The organism is Methylophilus luteus (genome assembly GCF_042676265.1).
Taxonomy (GTDB): Bacteria; Pseudomonadota; Gammaproteobacteria; order Burkholderiales; family Methylophilaceae; genus Methylophilus; species Methylophilus luteus.
Genome location: NZ_JBHTKB010000001.1, coordinates 815,322 through 836,425 on the forward strand (window position 1 = coordinate 815,322; position 21,104 = coordinate 836,425).

15 protein-coding genes are annotated in these 21,104 nt (G+C 51.7%); 2 read left to right on the forward strand and 13 right to left on the reverse strand.

Going from position 1 to position 21,104, the window contains the following annotated elements:
• Positions 1-8: 8 nt before the first annotated feature.
• The 13 genes from ACFQ1Z_RS03660 to flhD form a co-directional block, all read right to left on the reverse strand.
• On the reverse strand, positions 9-2,726 hold the full coding sequence (locus tag ACFQ1Z_RS03660) for a methyl-accepting chemotaxis protein (RefSeq protein ID WP_449288884.1): 2,718 nt from the start codon (positions 2,724-2,726) through the stop codon (positions 9-11).
• A gap of 198 nt (positions 2,727-2,924) precedes the next feature.
• Positions 2,925-3,149, reverse strand: coding sequence for a hypothetical protein (locus ACFQ1Z_RS03665; RefSeq protein ID WP_379055752.1), 225 nt, complete (start codon positions 3,147-3,149; stop codon positions 2,925-2,927).
• 253 nt (positions 3,150-3,402) lie between these two features.
• Positions 3,403-6,120 carry a methyl-accepting chemotaxis protein gene (locus tag ACFQ1Z_RS03670; RefSeq protein WP_379055754.1) on the reverse strand — a complete coding sequence of 906 codons (2,718 nt, stop codon included), beginning with the start codon at positions 6,118-6,120 and terminating at the stop codon, positions 3,403-3,405.
• 500 nt (positions 6,121-6,620) lie between these two features.
• Entirely contained in the window at positions 6,621-9,239 is a 2,619-nt protein-coding gene (locus ACFQ1Z_RS03675) for a methyl-accepting chemotaxis protein (RefSeq protein WP_379055756.1), read from the reverse strand.
• Between the two features lie 65 nt (positions 9,240-9,304).
• A complete protein-coding gene (locus ACFQ1Z_RS03680; protein ID WP_379055758.1) occupies positions 9,305-9,817 on the reverse strand; it encodes a chemotaxis protein CheW in 513 nt (170 codons plus the stop codon).
• 12 nt (positions 9,818-9,829) lie between these two features.
• Positions 9,830-12,217 (reverse strand): chemotaxis protein CheW, encoded by a 2,388-nt coding sequence (locus tag ACFQ1Z_RS03685; RefSeq protein ID WP_379055760.1) that lies wholly within the window; start codon positions 12,215-12,217, stop codon positions 9,830-9,832.
• 45 nt (positions 12,218-12,262) lie between these two features.
• Positions 12,263-12,631 carry a response regulator gene (locus tag ACFQ1Z_RS03690; protein WP_379055762.1) on the reverse strand — a complete coding sequence of 123 codons (369 nt, stop codon included), beginning with the start codon at positions 12,629-12,631 and terminating at the stop codon, positions 12,263-12,265.
• 42 nt (positions 12,632-12,673) lie between these two features.
• Positions 12,674-13,216 (reverse strand): chemotaxis protein, encoded by a 543-nt coding sequence (locus ACFQ1Z_RS03695; protein ID WP_379055764.1) that lies wholly within the window; start codon positions 13,214-13,216, stop codon positions 12,674-12,676.
• Between the two features lie 91 nt (positions 13,217-13,307).
• Positions 13,308-14,258: a flagellar motor protein MotB gene (gene motB, locus ACFQ1Z_RS03700; protein ID WP_379055766.1), complete on the reverse strand. Its 951-nt coding sequence runs from the start codon at positions 14,256-14,258 to the stop codon at positions 13,308-13,310.
• Positions 14,259-14,298: 40 nt separating this feature from the next.
• Entirely contained in the window at positions 14,299-15,159 is an 861-nt protein-coding gene (gene motA, locus ACFQ1Z_RS03705) for a flagellar motor stator protein MotA (RefSeq protein WP_379055768.1), read from the reverse strand.
• A gap of 166 nt (positions 15,160-15,325) precedes the next feature.
• Positions 15,326-16,204 (reverse strand): SAM-dependent methyltransferase, encoded by an 879-nt coding sequence (locus ACFQ1Z_RS03710; protein WP_379055770.1) that lies wholly within the window; start codon positions 16,202-16,204, stop codon positions 15,326-15,328.
• 65 nt (positions 16,205-16,269) lie between these two features.
• Entirely contained in the window at positions 16,270-16,836 is a 567-nt protein-coding gene (gene flhC, locus ACFQ1Z_RS03715; RefSeq protein ID WP_379055772.1) for a flagellar transcriptional regulator FlhC, read from the reverse strand.
• 45 nt (positions 16,837-16,881) lie between these two features.
• Complete coding sequence (flhD, locus tag ACFQ1Z_RS03720; RefSeq protein WP_055824950.1) at positions 16,882-17,205, reverse strand: flagellar transcriptional regulator FlhD; 324 nt, start codon at positions 17,203-17,205, stop codon at positions 16,882-16,884.
• Positions 17,206-17,816: 611 nt separating this feature from the next.
• Here flhD and flhB point away from each other — a divergent pair.
• Positions 17,817-18,989 carry a flagellar biosynthesis protein FlhB gene (flhB, locus tag ACFQ1Z_RS03725; protein ID WP_379055774.1) on the forward strand — a complete coding sequence of 391 codons (1,173 nt, stop codon included), beginning with the start codon at positions 17,817-17,819 and terminating at the stop codon, positions 18,987-18,989.
• 26 nt (positions 18,990-19,015) lie between these two features.
• Positions 19,016-21,103: a flagellar biosynthesis protein FlhA gene (gene flhA / locus ACFQ1Z_RS03730; protein WP_379055776.1), complete on the forward strand. Its 2,088-nt coding sequence runs from the start codon at positions 19,016-19,018 to the stop codon at positions 21,101-21,103.
• Position 21,104: the final 1 nt, after the last annotated feature.

Genomic DNA, 21,104 nt, shown 5'->3' on the forward strand with positions numbered 1-21,104 from the left:
GGACTCAGTTAAAACTCTTCCCAGTCCTCATCGTCAGTACCTGTCCTGCGCGACATGCCTGGTGATTTCGCCGGGGCGCTGGCGTGGCCTGCTGTTTTGCCAAACGACCCTCCTGACACCGGCCGCGCGGGCGGCCCGCTATCCCGCTGCTGAGTGGAATGTGACACCGCAGCCTTGACCGGCGCTGGTCTGGCGGCCGCTTTGTGCGTCACTGCCTGCCCGCCACCAAAGCTCTTGCCTTCCAGTTTGAACTGACTGATGGCATCTGCCAGCTGGTTAGCCTGGTCTACCAGCGATTCAGCTGCAGCAGCCGCTTCTTCTACCAGCGCCGCATTCTGCTGTGTGGTTTCGTCCATGCTGGTCACTGCCTGGTTGACCTGGTCGATACCAGTGGTCTGCTCGGCAGAGGCTGCAGAGATCTCACTGATGATGTCAGCCACGCGTTGTACCGATGACACTACGTCTTCCATGGTGTTACCGGCGTTTTCGACCAGACGTGTACCTTCAGTGGTTTTGTTGACTGAGTCGGTGATCAGTTCTTTAATTTCTTTCGCCGCACTGGCTGAGCGTTGTGCCAGGTTGCGCACTTCACCCGCGACCACCGCAAACCCTCTGCCCTGCTCGCCGGCACGTGCGGCTTCCACCGCTGCGTTCAAGGCCAGGATATTGGTCTGGAAGGCGATGCCGTCGATCACGGAGATGATGTCTTCGATCTTTTTCGCGCTTTCGTTGATGGCACTCATGGTCGCGACGACTTCGTTGACCACGGCTCCACCTTTGACGGCGACGTCAGATGCAGTCAGTGCCAGTTGGTTGGCCTGTTTGGCGTTCTCGGCGTTCTGTTTCACGGTTGAAGCCAGTTCTTCCATGCTGGCTGCGGTTTCTTCCAGGCTGGACGCTTGCTGTTCAGTACGGGCTGACAGGTCGGCGTTACCGCTGGAGATCTCGTTGGCTGCAGTGGTGATGGTCTCTACCGCTTCGGTTACGGCAATGATAGGGTCCACGACCATATCCAGGGTGCTGTTCACCCCTTCGATGATCTTGCGGAAGTCACCCTGGTGCTTGTCAGCGTCGGCGCGTACGGTAATACGCCCTTCACCGGCAGCTTCGGCCAGCAGGTTAGTGTCTGCGACCAAATTGTTCACCGCTTCTATGCTGGTATTCAGGTTGTCTATGATCTGGCTGTAATCACCTGGGTAATGGTCGGTGATCCTAGCTGGAATCTGACCTTTGGCGATGTTGTCCAGGTACTCTGAGGTGATGGTCAATGGTTTGACCACCGCATCCAGGGTACCGTTGACACCTTCTATCACTTTGCGGAAATCGCCATTGTGCTTGCTGGTGTCAGCACGGGTAGACAAGGCACCGTTTTGCGCTGCCAATGCCAGTTCGTTGGCATCTGCCACCAAGGCATTCACTGCATCTATGCAGGTGTTAAGGTTGTTGATGATCAGACTGTAATCACCCTGATATTGTTCGTTGATCTTGGCCGGGATATTGCCCTTGGCGATGTTATCCAGGTAGCTGGAGGTCACGCTCAATGGTTTGACGATGGCGTCCAGCGTGTTGTTCAGGCCTTCTACTATCATGCGGAAGTCACCCTGGTGGCGTGAGGCATCAGCGCGCGTGGACAAACGGCCTTCAACGGCGGCATGCGCCAACTCATCGGCGTCGCTGACCAGGCGCTTGATATTAGCGCGCACCTGCTCTATCGCTTCGTTGACGAATGCTTTTTTGCCCGGGAAAGGCTTGAGTGGCGCATCCAGATTACCTGCACCAAAGGCTTTAACTACTTCTATCGCTTCCTGGTTCATGGCGATATGGCCGGCCACCATTTTATTGATGCCCGCGGCCATTTCACCATAGCCACCTTTAAAGCGGGTCTCATCCACCGTGCAATCGATATCGCCTTCATCATGCTGCTGGCTGACATAGTTCAATGACTGCACCAGGCCATCCAAAGTCTTTTGCAATACGCGGATAGAGTATGCCACGCTGGTCTTGTCATCTGCCGGCAAGTCTATCTTCTGCTTCAGGTTACCTTCACCGAAGTTACGGGCGATGATGGTCAGTTCAGCAGGCTCCATGCCTAATTGCTTAAACATATTGCGTTTGATCAGCAGGCCTATGGTCACCACCAGGGCCAGCGCCACCAAGGCGATCGCAAACAGCATGACGATAGCCTGGTTTTTAATGCTTAATGCCTGGCTGGCATTGGCGCGCGCGACATCATTGTTAAATTGACGGTGCTGGCTGATGGCCTTTTGCACATTGGCAATGATAGCCTGATTGGAAAGCAGCACATCACGCGCTGCTTCCTTTTTATTCGAAAGCGATAAAGTCAGCGCATTGCTGCCCAGACCATCATAAGCAGTGATCGCAGCCAGGTCTTTGGCCAGCAAAGACTTGTCTTCTGCGTTGCTGACAAAGCGGTCATACTTTTTCAGCGCAGCCATCAACTTGTCATGGGTCTCGGCAACCTGTTTTTCGATAGACTGCATCTTGGCATTGTCTGTATTCAGCATATGTTGCCAGATCAGGCTATTCAGTTTCTCAAACTCTGCCAGCGTTTCATCCAATACTTCAATACTGGGTGCAGCTGTTTCATTGGCATAATTGGTGTAGCCATAGACCCGCTCAGTCTGAAAGTAACTGATCCCGGCCAGTGCAAACAACCCCAAAGCTGCCACTACAATCAGAATGGTCATCCTTTTTGCGACGCTCATAATTCTTATACTCCAAATCCGTTAATTATTTTTAGCCAAACCCTGGCTTGCATACTATGTTCTTACATGGCTGAAATTTCCTATCAGCCAATAAAATATGTTTTATGACTTCTTATCAGGCTCAAGTTTTACTTGTTGAGAGTTGGGCATTAAAAAACCCCTCATCACAAGGGGTTTTCTATGATGACTATCGTGTACTTATTTCTTTACTTTTGATGCATCAGCCAGATCTGTTTTCTTCTTGGCGTTGTTTGATTCGGCCACTGCGTCGCCTTTCATGTGGGTGGCAGTCAGTTCTGGGCTACCTTCTTCGTAGCATACGCGACCCATCATAGATACAGTGCATACCTCGGCTGCCAGAGCATGAGTGGACAATACTGAGAATGCGCATAAAGCGATGGCGGTGTTAAACGTGTGTTTCATAAAGTCTCCATTAGAGGTTCAAGTCTTGTTGTAGTGGTTATTGATTACCACTTGAACTGGTTTACGAACGCCTGGAGAAAAACTTGAGAAAACTTACAACTTTGTTACAAAATAGCTGTAAATTTGATTGATGATTGTATATTTCAGTCAGAAAACATAAGCCAGTCAGAAATATAAGCCCAGTAAAAAACATAGCTAAGTGCCAAAAAAAGCCGACTGCATCTGCAAGTCGGCTTTTTTATTTCTTTAGCGCTTAAAACTCTTCCCAGTCACTATCATCCGTGCCTGTGCGTTTAGAGGCGGCCGCTTTGCTGGGTGGCGGACTGCTAAAGCCACCTGCTGCCGGCTTGCCGGATCCTCCCCCGTCTGACCCTGACCGGTATGCGTTGCTACTATGCGCACCGGCAGACTGTGTCGCCACTTTTAATGGTGCTGGTCTGGCAGCCGCTTTGTGCGTCACTGCCTGCCCGCCACCAAAGCTCTTGCCTTCCAGTTTGAACTGGCTGATCGCATCTGCCAGCTGGTTAGCCTGGTCTACCAGGGATTCAGCCGCAGCAGCCGCTTCTTCTACCAACGCCGCATTCTGCTGTGTGGTTTCGTCCATGCTGGTCACTGCCTGGTTGACCTGGTCGATACCAGTGGTCTGCTCGGCAGAGGCTGCAGATATCTCACTGATGATGTCTGCCACGCGTTGTACCGATGACACTACGTCTTCCATGGTGTTGCCGGCGTTTTCGACCAGACGTGTGCCTTCAGTGGTTTTGTTGACTGAGTCTGTGATCAGTTCTTTAATTTCTTTCGCCGCACTGGCTGAGCGTTGTGCCAGGTTGCGCACTTCACCCGCGACCACCGCAAACCCTCTGCCCTGCTCGCCGGCACGTGCGGCTTCCACCGCTGCGTTCAAGGCCAGGATATTGGTCTGGAAGGCGATGCCGTCGATCACGGAGATGATGTCTTCGATCTTTTTCGCGCTTTCGTTGATGGCACTCATGGTCGCGACGACTTCGTTGACCACGGCTCCACCTTTAACGGCGACGTCAGATGCTGTCAGTGCCAGCTGGTTGGCCTGTTTGGCGTTCTCGGCGTTCTGTTTCACGGTTGAAGCCAGTTCTTCCATGCTGGCTGCGGTTTCTTCCAGGCTGGACGCTTGCTGTTCAGTACGGGCTGACAGGTCGGCGTTACCGCTGGAGATCTCGTTGGCTGCAGTGGTGATGGTCTCTACCGCTTCGGTCACGGCGATGATAGGGTCCACCACCATATCCAGGGTGCTGTTCACCCCTTCGATGATCTTGCGGAAGTCACCCTGGTGCTTGTCAGCGTCGGCACGTACGGTAATACGCCCTTCACCGGCAGCTTCGGCCAGCAGATTGGTGTCTGCGACCAAATTGTTCACCGCGTCTATGCTGGTATTCAGGTTGTCTATGATCTGGCTGTAATCACCTGGGTAATGGTCGGTGATCCGGGCTGGAATCTGGCCTTTGGCGATGTTGTCCAGGTACTCTGAGGTGATGGTCAATGGTTTGACCACCGCATCCAGGGTACCGTTGACACCTTCTATCACTTTGCGGAAATCGCCATTGTGCTTGCTGGTGTCAGCACGGGTAGACAAGGCACCGTTTTGCGCTGCCAGTGCCAGTTCGTTGGCATCTGCCACCAATGCATTCACTGCATCTATGCAGGTGTTCAGGTTATTGATGATCAGGCTGTAATCACCCTGATATTGTTCGTTGATCTTGGCCGGGATATTGCCCTTGGCGATGTTATCCAGGTAGCTGGAGGTCACACTCAATGGCTTGACGATAGCATCCAGCGTGTTGTTCAGGCCTTCTACTATCATGCGGAAGTCACCCTGGTGTTTACTTGCATCTACCCTGGCGCTCAGGCGGCCTTCTACCGCAGCGTGCGACAGCTCTTCAGCGTCGCTGACCAGGCGTTTGATATTGCTACGCACCTGCTCTATCGCTTCGTTAACGAAGGCTTTTTTGCCTGGGAAAGGCTTCAATGGCGCATCCAGATTACCGGCACCAAAGGCTTTAACTACTTCTATCGCTTCCTGGTTCATGGCGATATGGCCGGCCACCATTTTATTGATGCCAGCGGCCATCTGGCCATAGCCACCTTTAAAGCGGGTCTCATCCACCGTGCAATCGATATCGCCTTCATCATGCTGCTGGCTGACATAGTTCAATGACTGCACCAGGCCATCCAGGGTCTTTTGCAACACGCGGATAGAGTATGCCACGCTGGTCTTGTCGCTTTCTGGCAAAGTGATCTTCTGGTTCAGGTTACCCTCAACAAAGTTACGTGCGATCACTGTCAGTTCAGCTGGTTCCATACCCAATTGCGCACGCAGGCGTCTGGTGATCAGCACACCGGCCACCACGATCACTGTCAGGCACAGCAAAGCGATGGCAGCAGATTGCCACAAGGCAGTCTGTTTGATAGCAGCAGCATTCTCGGCGTGCTCCAGGCTGATCTTCTGGTTATACACCATATGGTCATCGAGTTTATTGGCCAGCTCTATCGCTACTTTATCGGCTTGCTGCAACAGGGCTGCAGCTTCAGGCGAACCGGCATCTGACAAAGCCAGCACACGCGTCATCTGGTCAAAATAACCACTGAGCATGGCCTGCTCTTCTGTGAACATGGCCTTGTCTGTGCTATCGGTGGTCAGGCTTTGATAGCTAGTCATGGCCTCTTCGACCACTTTGCGTCTGTCATGGATCTGCGCGGCAAGCTTTGCCTTCTCAGCCGGCGTAGTCGCCGACACATGTCGCAACAGGTTCAGGCGCAGGCGCTGATAGAAGTTCTCAGCCTTGGAAAGCTCCAGAATGCTGGGAATGCTGTTCGCATTGGCCTGATTGGTATATTCATATACTTTGACCACCTGGGTTAAGGTAAATCCGATCAGGATCACCATTGCGATCGCACAGGAGGCGATCAACAGATACATACGTTTCGCTATTGTCATCTCAAATCCCTAAGATCCAAATTAACTGGCCATACCAGTTTTATATCGCTGAATTATGGCAAAAAACCTGTGCTCTACATGCGTCTATCAGAAGGGTTTTTCCCTGCCAAATCTCACGCAGAATCCAAGTCATACCGACTGCTGTCACCGCGGTTTTCCGGCATGGGCAGGTTTCACGGTTACACATCTTGTATATCGGCATTTAGAGGGCGAAACTTGAATGTAAGATTAAGTGAATTTATTGAATGGATTCAATGACTTTAGTGATGCGGAAAATAAAAAAAGAGAACCATTTTCAAATGGCTCTCTTGCTGAGAAAAATCGAGATATTGTTTGAATCAAACAGCTGCAAATCTTAAGGCTGCAACCGCACTGCCACCCCCCTCAAAGAGGGTAACCGATCACGGCAGATGCCCATAACAAAAACCCTTCATGCAATGTATCCATAACCTGACGCAGTTTACTTGTCATGCTGCAGCCTCCTTAGAAAAAATCACATGTTAAAACTCTTCCCAATCGCTGTTATCGGTACCGGTTTTTGCCAGTCTGGCCGGTTGTTCCTGTACCGCGGCATGACTGTGCGCCACTGGCTTGGCTTTGTTGGCAAATGGGACAGCTGCCGGTTTTTTTGCCGGGGCCACGCTGCTACGTGCCGCTGGCTTGGCCTGATGCAGACGGTATTTGTTGACAGAATCCATCAGGGTGGCAGCCTGCTCAACCAGCGATTCAGCTGCGGCGGCGGCTTGTTCAACCAGGGCAGCATTCTGCTGGGTGGTTTCATCCATCTCGGTCACAGATTTATTGACCTGATCTATGCCTGAACTCTGCTCGGCAGAGGCGGCGGTGATCTCGCCCATGATGTCGGTCACGCGTTGCACAGAAGTCACGATCTCGTGCATGGTTTCACCGGCGTTTTGCACCAGTTTAGTCCCCTCTGTGGTTTTGCTGACAGAATCCGTGATCAGTTCCTTGATCTCTTTGGCGGCACTGGCCGAGCGTTGTGCCAGGTTGCGCACTTCACCCGCTACCACTGCAAAGCCCCTGCCCTGTTCACCGGCACGGGCGGCTTCTACCGCGGCGTTCAAGGCCAGGATATTGGTCTGGAAGGCGATGCCATCGATCACGGTGATGATGTCTTCGATCTTGCGCGCGCTTTCATTGATCGCGCTCATGGTCGTCACCACATTACCCACCACTTCACCGCCGCGTACTGCGACCTGCGAAGCGGCTTCTGCCATCTGGTTAGCCTGGCGCGCGTTGTCTGCATTCTGTTTCACAGTAGAGGCCAGCTCTTCCATGCTGGAAGCGGTTTCTTCCAGGCTGGAGGCCTGCTGTTCGGTGCGGCTGGAAAGATCGTTATTACCGCTGGCGATCTCCTGGGCTGCAGTATTGATGGTTTCACCTGCCTCACGGATCTGCACCAGTAATTCGGTCATGTTTTCCAGCAGGTTGTTCACGCCTTTGCAGATCTCGGCCGTCGGGCCGGATTTGTCGGACAGGTCTATACGGTCTGTCAGGTCACCCTCTGCCGCATTGGCGATAATGGAAGAGATCTGGTCACTGACGCGACGTTCCTGCGTGATATCCACCCACTCCAGTGAAGTGCCTGAGCGTACGCCCTCTTTATCAAAGATAGGCATGGCTTTCAGGCGCACAAACATGTCGCCCAGCGGCATTTCTACCACATGCTCTTTGGTTAATGAGGCAAGCAAACCACGCTGATGCGCCGGGTTCTTGTGAAAGATATCAAAATTCTGGCCGACGATCTTGCCGGCATCAAAGTGAGGCAGCACCTGGCGGAAATTGGATTCCGAGCTACGCATCAAACGCTCGGTAGAGGCATTCATGTAGCGGATGATGCCGTCGTTATCGGCCATCATCATATTGGTTGAGGCCGAATCCAGCGTGGTCTGTATCATAAAGGCTTCGGCGGATCTGATCGCTTGTTCCTTATCTGCCAGCACCGCTTTGGTAATGTCTGTCGCATATTGCACGACTTTCACCGGTTTGCCATCCAGGCCTATGATAGGGTTGTAAGAAGCCTGCAACCACAGGTCTTTATGGTTTTTGCCATACAGGTGGTAAACGCTCTCGTCAGGTTCGCCACGATTCAGTTTTTCCCAGAAGGTCTGGTATTCCGCGCTGGCTTTATGCCGATCGCTGACAAACATGCTGTGATGTTTGCCCACGACTTCATCCAGCGCGTAGCCGGTCACTGCCAGGTAATTCTGGTTGGCGGTGAGTACATTGCCGGCGAGATCGAACTCTATCACTGCCTGCACTTTTGAAATGGCCTGAACCTTACCTTCATAGTCCAGTTCCTGCTGTTTTTCTGCGGTGATACAGAAAGAGAAGATCTTGATCTTCACCAGCTGTTTATCATCATTGAGGATAGGGATATAGTTGGCGCTGAACCAGTATTCATTACCGGTTTTAGCCACACGGCAGACTTCCTGTTTGCCGTTCTCGCCCCTGGCCAGTTTTTGCCATAGTTGCTGGTATGCCGGGCTTTGGGCTGAATGCGCTTTGAGCAGGAAGCTGACATTTTTGCCTATCACTTCTTCGCGGGTGTAGCCTAAAGGTGCTACCAGCAGCTCGTTACAGTCCAGTATGGTGCCATGCGGGTCGCATTCCATCACGCCAAACGATTGATTCACTGCCTGGCCATCTTCCAGCAAGGCCAAGCTTTGCTGTTTGTCTTTGGTGATATCAGTCAGGTAGGCCACGGTTTTGCGCAGTTTGGCCGAGTTGTCCAGCACGGGTGCGTAATAACCCTGAAACCAGTTTTCCTGGCCTGATTTATGGATCAGTTTGAAAGCGCCTACGCGTGATTTGCCTGCGCCCAGATCACTCCAGAAACCCTGGTAATCAGGGCTGGCAGCGTCTTCACCGGCAAGCAGTGTGCGATGATGTTTTCCGATCAACTCACTGGCGCTATAGCCTAAGGCCGTGCACAAATTCTCATTCACATGGCTGATGTTTCCATCAGCGGCTAATTCGATGATGGCCCTGGCCTTGTTGATCTCGGTTTTGAGCGCCGAAAATTCAGCCGATTCATCCAGAATATGCTGATACTGTTTAGTGCCTGCTGCCAATTTATTTAAAATTGTTGAAAACATGATCGCCCCTTTGCAAGAAGTGCCTGTTGCAGTGCTGCTGTTTTGTTGTTAGAAAAGTGCTGTGTTTAATGCACTGCAGCGTCCATCAGTTCCATTTCGTTACTGGTCATCAATTTCTCGATATCCACCAGGATCAGCATTTCCTGTTCTATGGTGGCTAAGCCGACGATGTATTTAGTATCGATGCGGGTGACCAGTGATGGCACTTCGCGCAGGTGTTCTTCACGCAACTCACGTACGTCAGACACACCATCAACCACGATACCGACGATGCGGCCGTTCAGATTGAGGATGATGACGACGGTGAACTCGTTGTACTCCACCTTGCCCAGCTTGAATTTGATACGCAGGTCAACGATAGGCACGATCTTGCCGCGCAGGTTGATCACGCCCTTGATAAAAGGTGGCATATTGGCGATCTGGGTCACCGCATCATAGCCGCGGATCTCCTGTACCTTGAGGATCTCTATGCCATATTGCTCATTACCCAGCACAAAGGTCAGGTATTCGCCGGCGGCGGTTCTCATGCTGCCTGCGTTATTAGCACCGTGATTGTTAGTCATTTCAGTTGAAGTCATTGCATATGCTCCTTATGCATTGATGTGATTTTTTAAGTTGGAATAATCCTGGTCGGCAAATGACCGACCACCCGTCACATAATTGGTTGTTTGGCCCATCTGGGTGATCGCAGGCACATCAAGAATCAATGCCACCGAGCCATCGCCCATGATGGTGGCGCCCGAGACGCCCGGAATACGTTTGAAATTGGTCTCCAGGCTCTTGATCACTACCTGCTGCTGGCCAACCAGGCGGTCGACGAATAATGCCGATTTCTTGCCATCTGCTTCCAGGATCAGCAATACCCCTTCAGTCGGGTTGGTGATCTCGGTAGGATGGTTGAACAAAGCGTGCAAGGCGATGATAGGCAGGTATTCCCCGCGCACATGCACCATCAGGCCTTCGCCGGTGACGGTTTTCAGGTCTTCGGCACGTGGCTGTAAGGTTTCTACGATCAGGTTCAATGGCACCACATACAGGCTCTTGTCCAGCGAGACTGACATACCATCGAGGATGGCCAGTGTCAGTGGCAGCGAGATCGAGATCGTCGTGCCATAACCCAGTGCAGAACGGATCTCGATATTGCCGCCCATGGCGCTGATATTACGTTTGACCACGTCCATACCTACACCACGGCCAGAAACATCGGTGACCACCTCAGCGGTAGAGAAACCCGGTGCGAAAATAAGGCTGTACACCTCGCTGTCGCTCATGCTTTCGTTCACCGGCAAGCCATTAGAAGCGGCTTTGGCCAGGATACGGTCGCGGTTAAGGCCACCGCCATCATCGGTGACTTCAATGACGATGCTGCCGCCTTTATGCGCTGCAGACAGGGTCAGCACCCCGACTTCGGACTTGCCCATTTCACGGCGTACTTCCGGTTTTTCAATACCGTGGTCCACACTGTTGCGTACCAGGTGGGTCAACGGGTCTACGATACGTTCTATCAGGCTCTTGTCCAGTTCGGTGGTGGCACCATTGGTGACGAATTCCACTTTCTTGCCCAGTTTGCCGGCCAGGTCACGCACCATGCGCGGAAAGCGCGAGAATACGAAATCCATAGGCATCATGCGGATAGACATGACTGATTCTTGCAGGTCGCGCGTATTGCGCGTCAGTTGGCTGACACTGTTGATCAGGCCTTCGTTATCTGCCGGGTCCAGCGCATTGACGCGTTGTTCTATCATGGCTTGTGTGATCACCAGCTCGCCTACCAGGTTGATCAATTGATCGACTTTTTCAATGCCGACACGGATAGAGCTGCTTTCAGCGCTCTGTGCCGCTGGCTTGTCAGACTCACGACGTGCCTGGGCACGGCGCTCATCCTTGACTTCAGGTGCTGGTGCGCTGGCTGCTACCGTGGTTTCAGCCTCGGCAGAGGCTTTTGCCAATGCAGCAGCGGCATTATCATCACCTATCATTTGTGCTTTTGGCGCATCAGGGTGTGGTTTGAACGGTGCAAAGAAACCGTAGCCTTCTTCCTGCTGCTCTTCGCCATTATTCGAGAATAAGCCGTAGCCTACTTCTTCAGCAACGGCCACCCTGCCATCCTTGGCTGGCGGTGCCTGTGTGGCGGAACCATCTGGCTCGTTGGTAAAAAATCCATAGCCAGGATCTTCAGGTTCGGCGGCTGCCACGGCGACTTCGGCCACGGCAGGTGCTGGCTCGGCTGCGGCTGGCTGTGCACTTGCTGCCTGAGTGCCTGCTGCCTGAGCGCCTGCGATCTGGATCACCAGTGCGTCAGGGTCGACAATGAATGAACAGATAGAAACAATATCGTCGGTAGAAGAATCGGTTTTGATCAGCAAGGCATGACGGTTGTCGGCACGCTGATACACCGCGACTTCACCCAGCAACTCCAGTTCATCTTTGAGGTTGCCCAGATCTTTTTCTGTGACGTCGGGTAAACCCACGTCATAAAGCTGTATGCCCTGCGCCTGCTCTTCTGCAGAGACAGTCAATGCCGGTGGTTGCGGGTTGACGGCAGCGGCTGGCGCTGCCGGTGCAGTCTCGGCGGGTGCCGCTGCTGCCTTGCCTTCAGATAAGGATTTCAGTCTGGCAGAGACATCGCTCACCTGCTCAGGGTCTACATCTGAGCCATTGCGGTGACCATCCACCTGCATTTTGATCACATCTTTAGCGGCCAGAAATGCATCGACATGCTCAACAGTGAGCGCCATTTCTTGCTTGCGTATCTTATCGAGCAGGTTTTCCAGCACATGCGTGATTTCTGTCATGTCCATAAAACCGAATGTTGCTGCCCCGCCTTTGATAGAGTGGGCTGCTCTAAAAATAGCATTCAGCTCTTCGATATCCGGAGCATCCACATTAATTTCAAGCAAAAGGCGTTCTGCTTCGGCGAGTAATTCCTCAGCCTCATCAAAGAATACCTCATAAAACTGGCTCATATCCACTGTCATTTTTTTCTCCAGTCCCTTAACTTAGGGCACTTATCATCAGGACTCTTAAGCACCGATCACTTTTTGTACGACTTCAATCAAACGTTTAGGATCAAAAGGTTTGACCAGCCAGCCATTGGCACCGGCGGCTTTGCCTTTTGCCTTCATTTCATCTGATGACTCGGTAGTGAGCATCAGGATAGGTACTTTCTGGTAAGAGGCCAGGTTACGAAGATTGGAGATCAGAGTCAGGCCATCCATCACCGGCATGTTCTGGTCAGTCAGTACCAGGTCTACGGTTTTTTCCTTGGCTCTGTTCAAGCCATCCTGGCCATCCACCGCCTGCACCACATCATAGCCGGCAGCTTTCAGACTGAATGCGACCATTTGACGCAAAGAACCTGAATCGTCTACTGTTAAAATTGTCTTCGCCATTTTTACTCGCCTTTTTTACTCAATATGTTAAACATGCTGTGATCAGAATAAATCGATATCACCGCTCGCCAGGTCTTGCTGATTCACCGACTTGCGCAAATTGCCAGTCAGGTGGTGGCTACCCTGGTCAAAATTCTGGTTCAGTTGCATGATGAAATGTCTGATCTCTTCATGCTCGCTTTCCGCCGCCATAGGAAACTGGTGGCTGGATAACTCCTGCAATAATGTTTTCAAGCCATTGACACGATTGATCGTGCGTTGCAACAGCTGGTTGGTCATGTCCTGGAACTGCATACCGGTCACCACTTTATTGATCTCCTGACCAATGCTTTCCTCAAACCCCTGCAACTGCTGCACCATCTCTGGCTGCAAATTGCCGGATTCTGCCAGTGACTTGACCACGGCCTGTTGCTCGGTTAACTGGCCGTATACGTTCATGAAACTGGTGCTGAGCTTTTCTATCGCTTCGTTCAGCAAAAAAGTGGTTTGCTGCAGATCGGTTTCGATCTCCAGCAAGTGCCAGTCACCGTGGCGAGAAACTGCAGCCAGCAATTCCCTTAGTTCTTCGATGGGCAATGTTTTCATAGTGGTCCTATCTTGCCTGATTCCCCTGATTTTCAATCAAGAAATAAGCATGATAAATATCGCTTATTTCTTGGGCTCCTTGATGTCACGTTTATTGCGCTTCTACTGCTTTTTCTTGCTTTTCTTGCAACGATTTCACCTGCGACAGATCATGCTCACTGGCAGAGATCTGGTCATTGTCTTTTAACAATTCTTCTTCGGTTTCTTTATTCATCACGATCAGGCTGATACGCCGGTTGATCGGGTTGAACGGGTTCTCTTTATCCATCATGATCGCCGAGCCCAGGCCGACCACGCGCATCAGCTTGGTCTCGTCCATACCGCCGGAGATCAGCTCGCGGCGCGAAGCATTCGCACGGTCTGAGGATAACTCCCAGTTACTATAACCATGGTCGCCATTGGCATAACCGGCGGCATCGGTGTGGCCGGATAAACTGATCTTGTTATCCACCCCATTCAGTGTCTTGCCGATTTCACGCAGGATCAACTTGGCATACGGCTGCAACTCGGCCTTGGCATTCTCGAACATAGGCCGGTTCTGCTCGTCTATGATCTGTATACGCAAACCTTCACTGGTGATATCCAGCTTGAGTTGTGACTTGAACTGCTTCAAGGTCGGGTTTTCTTCTATCGCCTGCTCTATCTTGGCTTTCAGCGATTCCAGCTTGATCTTCTCAGCCTTTTTCAAGGCTTCTTTAACATCTTCTATCTTGACTGTTTTCAGCTTGCCGGGGTCACCATCGACTGGTTTCACCTGGCCCTGTTTCTTGGTCACGTCCTTGCCGCCGGTGTTTTTCAGGGCCGAATCACTCTGGCCGACCGAAGGCCCCATGAGCACCACATGCAATGGCGTCTGGAAATATTCTGAAATGCCTTCTTTTTGCGCTTTAGAGGTAGAACCCAGCAACCACATGAGCAGGAAGAAAGCCATCATCGCGGTTACAAAGTCGGCATAAGCGATCTTCCAGGCGCCGCCATGATGACCGCCGCCACTTTTCTTTATCTTTTTAACAATAATCGGGGCAACACGATCTTCTGCCATGATGTTCTCCAGCGCTACGCTGATTCAATTACCGGGTTGATTATTTGGACTTGGCCTGTTTCACGTGCTCTTCGAGCTCGGTGAAACCAGGACGCTCAGTGGAATACAGCACCTTACGGCCGAATTCCACCGCGATAGGCGGGGCATAACCGTTAAGGCTGGCCAGCAACACCACTTTCACGGTCTGAAAACTTTTGCTGGATTCTTCCAGCTTTTGTTCCAGCAAACCGGACAAGGGGCCGACAAAACCATAAGCCAGCAGAATACCGAGGAAAGTACCCACCAGCGCGTGCGCGATCAGGATACCCAGCTCAGCCGGTGGCAATGCCACGTTTTCCATGGTGTGCACCACACCCATCACCGCGGCCACGATACCGAAAGCGGGCAAGCCATCACCCAGCTTGGCGATACAATGCGCAGGCACATGGCCTTCCATATGGTGGGTCTCGATCTCGTTATCCATCAGGTTTTCGACCTGGAATGCATCCATATTGCCGGACACCATCAGGCGCAGGTAATCAGTGATGAATTCAACCAGGTGGTGGTCATGCAGGATGTTGGGATATTTGCCGAACAAGGCGCTGGCTTCAGGGTCTTCAATGTCTTTTTCGATCGCCATCAAGCCGTCCTTGCGGATCTTAGTCAGGATCTCGAACAGCAATGCCAGCAGATCCATATACAGCTGCTTGGAGTATTTGGAGCCCTTGAACAAGGTAGGCAAGGCTTTGACGGTGGCCTTGATGGCTTTACTGTCGTTACCGACGATAAACGCACCGAACGCACCACCAAAGATCATCATCACTTCCAGCGGCTGCCACAGCGCGCCCAGATGACCGCCGGCCAGCGCATACCCGCCGAAAATCATGCCGCAAACGACTACGTACCCAATAATAACGAACATGCCCTACTCCACTTTTAGCATTGAATACCTACAGCATAACAATCGTCATCCGGTTTCAATGTTGCAAATAAAAGGGATTTAGCAGGCTAATTAGCTTGCAATATCTGATAGAGGCAGGCGCAGGCAAGCAGAAAGGCTGCTAGTGCGGTATTGCCACCCGCCAGCGTTACAGGGTGTAAACGTAGAGTGCGGGAGCGTTTGCTGCAGGATAGATGATACGGGTGGCAGTCACATCCGCCACCGGGAACTCGGAACTGACAAACAGGCTGCCGGGAAGCATCTCCTGCTGTACCTTGTGCCAGACATCCGCCATTACGGCCGGTGAAAGGTAGGCGAATACCACATCCAGTTGCGTGAAGTCGCTGCGCCTGTAATCGCCCAGCGTGAATCTGGCCCGGCTGCGTGTAAAGGTCGCATGCAGCACGCTGACCAGCCAGGGCAATGGCGCGATCTCTATACCGTCTATCTGGTCTTGTGCACGTTGCCTGGATAAAAACAGCGCAACATCGCCCAGGCCACTGCCTATCTCCAGCACACGTAACGGCTGCGCACCGGCATGTTGTTCCAGAATATGGTGTATGGCGCGCCAGGTAGCGGGAAAAGACGGGTAAAAAGGCACGCGCGTATTGTGCACAGACCAATACAGCGCCAGAGTGATGACAAAGCCGGCAAGGTAAACTACGGCCGGCAAGGCGATCTGCTGCATGCTGATCACCGCCAGCGGGAAAATAACATGTATCCAGCGCCACCAGACCGGCATACGGCTGGCCCTGGCCATGACACTGACCAGTATTGCATGCGGTAGCAGCCAGAACCAGATTGAATCCAGCCGCAGCCCCAGGCTGCGTAGCTCAAAAGCGAATACACTGTTGATTACGTCAGGCGCGACGCCCGCAATCAACAGCAGACTCAAACACTGTATCAGCAATGCCTGGCACCATAATTTGCGCGGCATCAGTTTCTGCACCCATAACTTAGGGGACAGGGAGCGTTGTGCACTTACATTTTGCTGCAACGCCCCTGCCGAAAGTTTGATAGAACGCATGCTGAGTCTTTCTTTAAATACCAGGTTGTATCAGTGATAACCTGTTAGTCACCACCACAGCCTGATTAAGCTGACATTGAAACCAGTTTGTAGCTGAGTTCTTTGGCTTTTTTGGTTTTACCGGCACGTGAAGGCACGTGGCACAGGTTGCACACATAGTTCTGGTTCAGATCGTAGCTGTTGACGATATATTGGCCGCCGCAGCAATGACAGACTTTAGTTGTCAGCATTTTGCTTTCAATAAAGCGCACCAGGGTCCAGGCACGGGTCAGGGACAACACAGGTTCTTCAGTCTGGCCGCCATCCGGGTTTTGCACTTGTTGCATGTACAGAGTGTAGGCTTTGATGATGGCATGTATGCCTTCTACACCTGCATAATCGACCATGAAACGATAGATATTATAGAAAATGGAAGAGTGAATATTTGGCTGCCAGGTCAGGAACCAGTCGGTCGAGAACGGCAACATGCCTTTAGGAGGTGAAACACCTTTCATCTCTTTGTAGAGCTTGATCAAGCGCTCACGTGACAAAGTAGTTTGTGATTCCAGCAATTGCAAACGTGCACCCAACTCAATCATTTGCATGGCCAGTTTAATTTGTTCTGCTTCGTTAACGACACTCTTCTTTTGCATGATAAACCCTCTTTTCTATTCTTTATCGCCAGATGGAAATAAAACTTATACTGTAGATTCTGCAGCTTGGGCGGACATCAGTACCGCTGTGTGCAGGTGCGCCTGGGCAGGATCTTTAGTGTAGCTGGTCAGCATGCCCAGGATCTCGCTATCGTCAAAACGGAAGCGTGTCAGCAGCATGTTGGTGTTACACAATTTGAGCAGTTGCAGGTTGGTCAGGTTTTCCAGCAGGTCTGCGATTTCCTTGTTGATACCCAAACGGAAAATTGCAGTGGCTTTGTCGGCGCGGATCAGTTGTTGTGCCAGCATCAGGTAGTTCAGATTGGCATCTTTGATTTCAGCGAGTAAATCGTTTTGCATGACATTCATGATCTTTTCTCCATTTATTTGCGGTTCAATTTAAGTACGCATTTGCGTTAGGCGTACTTTGCGCGCATTCATGGATGCCAACAATCAGGGTTTGTCGGTTAATTTTGTAAGACGGACGAAAACAGCCATGTAGGTGTTTGTCTTACAAAACCCGGCATGGCACAACACACAACTATATAAAACATATAGTTATGATATTTATTTAATGTTTAACTGTAATAAATATATGGTTATTCTCGCAGTTGCCTGCCCCTTTCAATTCAAAAAATAATTAAAGTTTTCCCGTTGTATTCCGTTAACAGCCATTTTTTTGCTGCATGGGCGTCATCAGATCCGGTTCACGGGCACTTTTAGTCATAACTCGTTTACGGCGGGCTTCACTAAAACTTTAGGGTTTTGTTTGAAAATAATTCATTTATTTTATAAGTCATTGTTTTTTAATGATTAATATTTTATAAATTTGCACTTATTAACAAAATTCAATTCATAACTATTAGATTGCGGTCTATTAGTGCCTTTATTCCAACTATAAAAAACCGCTTTCCTGCTGAATAATCACTCATGTACGACGCAACGCCTGTTGTGTTCCTGAACCCCGACAAGTGAGTGATATGGCAGCTGATGACAGCGATATGGAGAAAACCGAGGACGCGTCCCCCAAGCGATTGGAGAAGGCACGCGAAGACGGCGATATCCCCCGCTCTCGTGAACTGGCCGCCTGTGCCGTCTTGTTCACCAGTGGCATGGCCATCATGATGCTGGGCCGCCCTATGGGTGAGGCACTGAAAGATGTATTAAGACAGGGCCTGCGCTTTGACCAGGCCATGGCGTTCGAGCCGGAACTGCTGCTGGTCCACCTGCTCAAAGTGATAGAGCAAGTGATGTGGGCTTTTCTGCCGCTGGCGGTGATCATTGTGGCAGTGGCAGTAGCTTCACCTATCCTGGTCGGTGGCTGGGTGATGTCACAGAAATCGCTGGTGCCTAATTTTGGCAAGTTGAATCCTATTAAAGGATTGAGCAACCTGTTCTCCAAGAACTCTTTGGTTGAGCTGGTGAAATCACTGGCCAAGACCATACTGGTGGCGTCTGTAGGCTACACCATCGTAAAAAAAGATTTGCAGCCTATGCTGGGCTTGTCTGAAATGCCGCTGGAATCCGGCATCAATGCCATTAATGATTATATGGTGACCGGCTTTCTGACCATTGCTTCTGCCCTGGTGCTGATTGCGGTGATCGATGTGCCCTACCAGCTTTATCAATATGCGCAAAAGCATAAGATGACCAAGCAGGAACTGAAAGACGAAGCGAAAGAGGCGGAAGGCAGCCCGGAAGTCAAAGGCCGTATCCGTCAGCAACAACGCGAAATGGCACGCCGCAGGATGATGAGCAATATTCCGACTGCCGATGTGGTGATCACCAACCCTACCCACTATGCAGTGGCCATACGCTATAAAGAAGGTGAAAGCGGCGCCCCAATAGTGGTCGCCAAAGGCATGGATGCGATCGCCCTCAAGATCAGGGAGATCGCAGCAGAGCACAATGTGATGACCATGGAGTCACCCAAACTGGCGCGTGCCTTATATGCGCATACCGAACTGGAACGTGAAATACCACAAGCCTTATATGCAGCGGTGGCCGAGATACTGGCTTATGTATTCCAGCTGCGTGTATTCAAACAGCATGGTGGCGTGCGTCCGCCTGTGCCTGCCAATGTACCGGTGCCAGATGCGCTGGACCCGCATGCACTGGTGGCGACACCGCCTTCAGCAACAGATATAGAGTGATCAGAGCAGGTTTAAGGAGCTTATAGATGAACAACTGGCAACAAATGATGGGAAAACTGGACGGTCGCGCAATCGCCGCACCACTCATTGTTGTAATGCTGCTGGCGATGATGATCTTGCCGCTGCCAGCCATCGTGCTCGATGTGTTTTTCACCTTTAATATCGCCCTGTCTATCCTGGTGCTGATCATAGGCCTGCAAACCACCAAGGCGCTGGACTTTATCGCCTTTCCTACCGTGTTGCTGATGACTACCATGCTGCGCCTGGCACTCAACGTGGCTTCTACCCGCGTGGTACTGACTGAAGGCCATGCCGGCCCGGACGCGGCTGGTAAAGTGATTGAAGCTTTTGGCCACTTTTTGATTGGCGGTAACTATGCCGTGGGTATCGTGGTGTTTGTGATCCTGACTATCATCAACTTTACCGTGATCACCAAAGGTGCTGGCCGTATCGCTGAAGTGGGCGCACGTTTCACCCTGGATGCGATGCCTGGGAAACAAATGGCGATCGATGCCGACCTCAACGCCGGCCTGATCGCGGAAGATGAAGCCCGCCGCCGCCGTAAGGAAGTCAGCCAGGAATCCGAATTCTACGGCGCCATGGACGGTGCCAGTAAGTATGTGCGTGGTGATGCGATCGCCGGCATTTTGGTCATCATCATCAATATCGTCGGCGGCCTGATCGTGGGCATGGTGCAACATGATCTGAGCTTTGCCGATGCGGTTAAAAACTACACTCTGCTGGCGATCGGTGATGGCCTGGTGGCGCAGATCCCTTCACTGGTGATCTCTGTCGCGGCCGGTGTGGTGGTTTCACGCGTGGCCAACAACGAAGACATCGGTGGCCAGTTGATCAGCCAGCTGTTTGAGAACCCACGCGTACTGAGCGTGACTGCCGGCATCGTAGGCACTATCGGCCTTATTCCTGGCATGCCACACCTGGCTTTCCTGGCACTGGGTGCCATGCTGGGTGGTATGGCTTATTCAGTGAAGAAAAAGCAGGAGAAAGCCGCGCTGCAAGCCATGCTGACACCGCAACCAGAAGACAAACTGGCACCTGCCAGCGAAGCAGAAGAAGCGACCTGGAACGATGTATTGCCGGTAGACACCGTAGGCCTGGAAGTCGGCTACAGACTGATCCCCTTGGTGGACAAGGCACAAGGCGGCGAACTGTTGAAACGCATTAAAGGCATACGCAAGAAATTCGCCCAGGAAATAGGCTTTCTGGCACCGACTGTACATATCCGCGACAACCTGACATTAAAGCCGAATGCCTATCGCATCACCATGAAAGGTGTAGAGATGGCCAGTGGTGAATCCAACTTTAACCAGATGCTGGCCATAGACCCGGGTGCGGTAACCGGCGAACTGGATGGTACTAAAACCACTGATCCTGCATTTGGATTGCCAGCAGTTTGGATAGAATCAGAGCGTAAAGAGTATGCACAAAGCCTGGGTTATACGGTGGTGGATGCGGGCACGGTGATCGCCACCCACCTCAACCATGTGATCTCACTGAATGCCGGTGAATTGCTGGGCCGCCAGGAAGTACAGCAACTGCTGGACCACCTGGGTAAAGAATCCAGCAAGCTGATAGAAGAGATCGTGCCTAAACTGATCAGCCTGTCAGCGCTGCAGAAAGTATTACAGAACTTGTTGAACGAAGGTGTGCACATACGCGATATGCGCACCATACTGGAAACCCTGGCCGACCATGCGCAATATAGCCAGGATGCAAATGACCTGACTGCCATGGTACGTGTCAAACTGGGTCGCGCCATCGTACAGGACTTGTTCCCGTACAGTGACGAAGTGACCGCCATGACGCTGGATGGCCAGCTGGAGCGTTTGCTGTTGCAGGCATTACAGAACAACCAATCCGCACAAAGCGTGATTGAACCTGGCATCGCTGAGAAACTGTCGCAACAGACAGAAGTCGCTGCCAGACAACAGGAGCAGATGGGACTGACACCGGTATTACTGGTTGCCGCCCCGCTACGCCAGGCTTTATCAAGGTTTTTAAGAAGGACCGTCCCGCATCTCAGAGTGCTGTCGCACGACGAGTTGCCAGACAACAAATCAATACGAGTGACCAGCTTAATCGGAGCGCAATAAC

Coding starts and splice junctions, on each gene's coding strand:
- ACFQ1Z_RS03660 (WP_449288884.1), bottom strand. CDS start 2,726: ATGAGCGTCGCAAAAAGGATGACCATTCTGATTGTAGTGGCAGCTTTG.
- ACFQ1Z_RS03665 (WP_379055752.1), bottom strand. CDS start 3,149: ATGAAACACACGTTTAACACCGCCATCGCTTTATGCGCATTCTCAGTA.
- ACFQ1Z_RS03670 (WP_379055754.1), bottom strand. CDS start 6,120: ATGACAATAGCGAAACGTATGTATCTGTTGATCGCCTCCTGTGCGATC.
- ACFQ1Z_RS03675 (WP_379055756.1), bottom strand. CDS start 9,239: ATGTTTTCAACAATTTTAAATAAATTGGCAGCAGGCACTAAACAGTAT.
- ACFQ1Z_RS03680 (WP_379055758.1), bottom strand. CDS start 9,817: ATGACTTCAACTGAAATGACTAACAATCACGGTGCTAATAACGCAGGC.
- ACFQ1Z_RS03685 (WP_379055760.1), bottom strand. CDS start 12,217: ATGACAGTGGATATGAGCCAGTTTTATGAGGTATTCTTTGATGAGGCT.
- ACFQ1Z_RS03690 (WP_379055762.1), bottom strand. CDS start 12,631: ATGGCGAAGACAATTTTAACAGTAGACGATTCAGGTTCTTTGCGTCAA.
- ACFQ1Z_RS03695 (WP_379055764.1), bottom strand. CDS start 13,216: ATGAAAACATTGCCCATCGAAGAACTAAGGGAATTGCTGGCTGCAGTT.
- motB (WP_379055766.1), bottom strand. CDS start 14,258: ATGGCAGAAGATCGTGTTGCCCCGATTATTGTTAAAAAGATAAAGAAA.
- motA (WP_379055768.1), bottom strand. CDS start 15,159: ATGTTCGTTATTATTGGGTACGTAGTCGTTTGCGGCATGATTTTCGGC.
- ACFQ1Z_RS03710 (WP_379055770.1), bottom strand. CDS start 16,204: ATGCGTTCTATCAAACTTTCGGCAGGGGCGTTGCAGCAAAATGTAAGT.
- flhC (WP_379055772.1), bottom strand. CDS start 16,836: ATGCAAAAGAAGAGTGTCGTTAACGAAGCAGAACAAATTAAACTGGCC.
- flhD (WP_055824950.1), bottom strand. CDS start 17,205: ATGAATGTCATGCAAAACGATTTACTCGCTGAAATCAAAGATGCCAAT.
- flhB (WP_379055774.1), top strand. CDS start 17,817: ATGGCAGCTGATGACAGCGATATGGAGAAAACCGAGGACGCGTCCCCC.
- flhA (WP_379055776.1), top strand. CDS start 19,016: ATGAACAACTGGCAACAAATGATGGGAAAACTGGACGGTCGCGCAATC.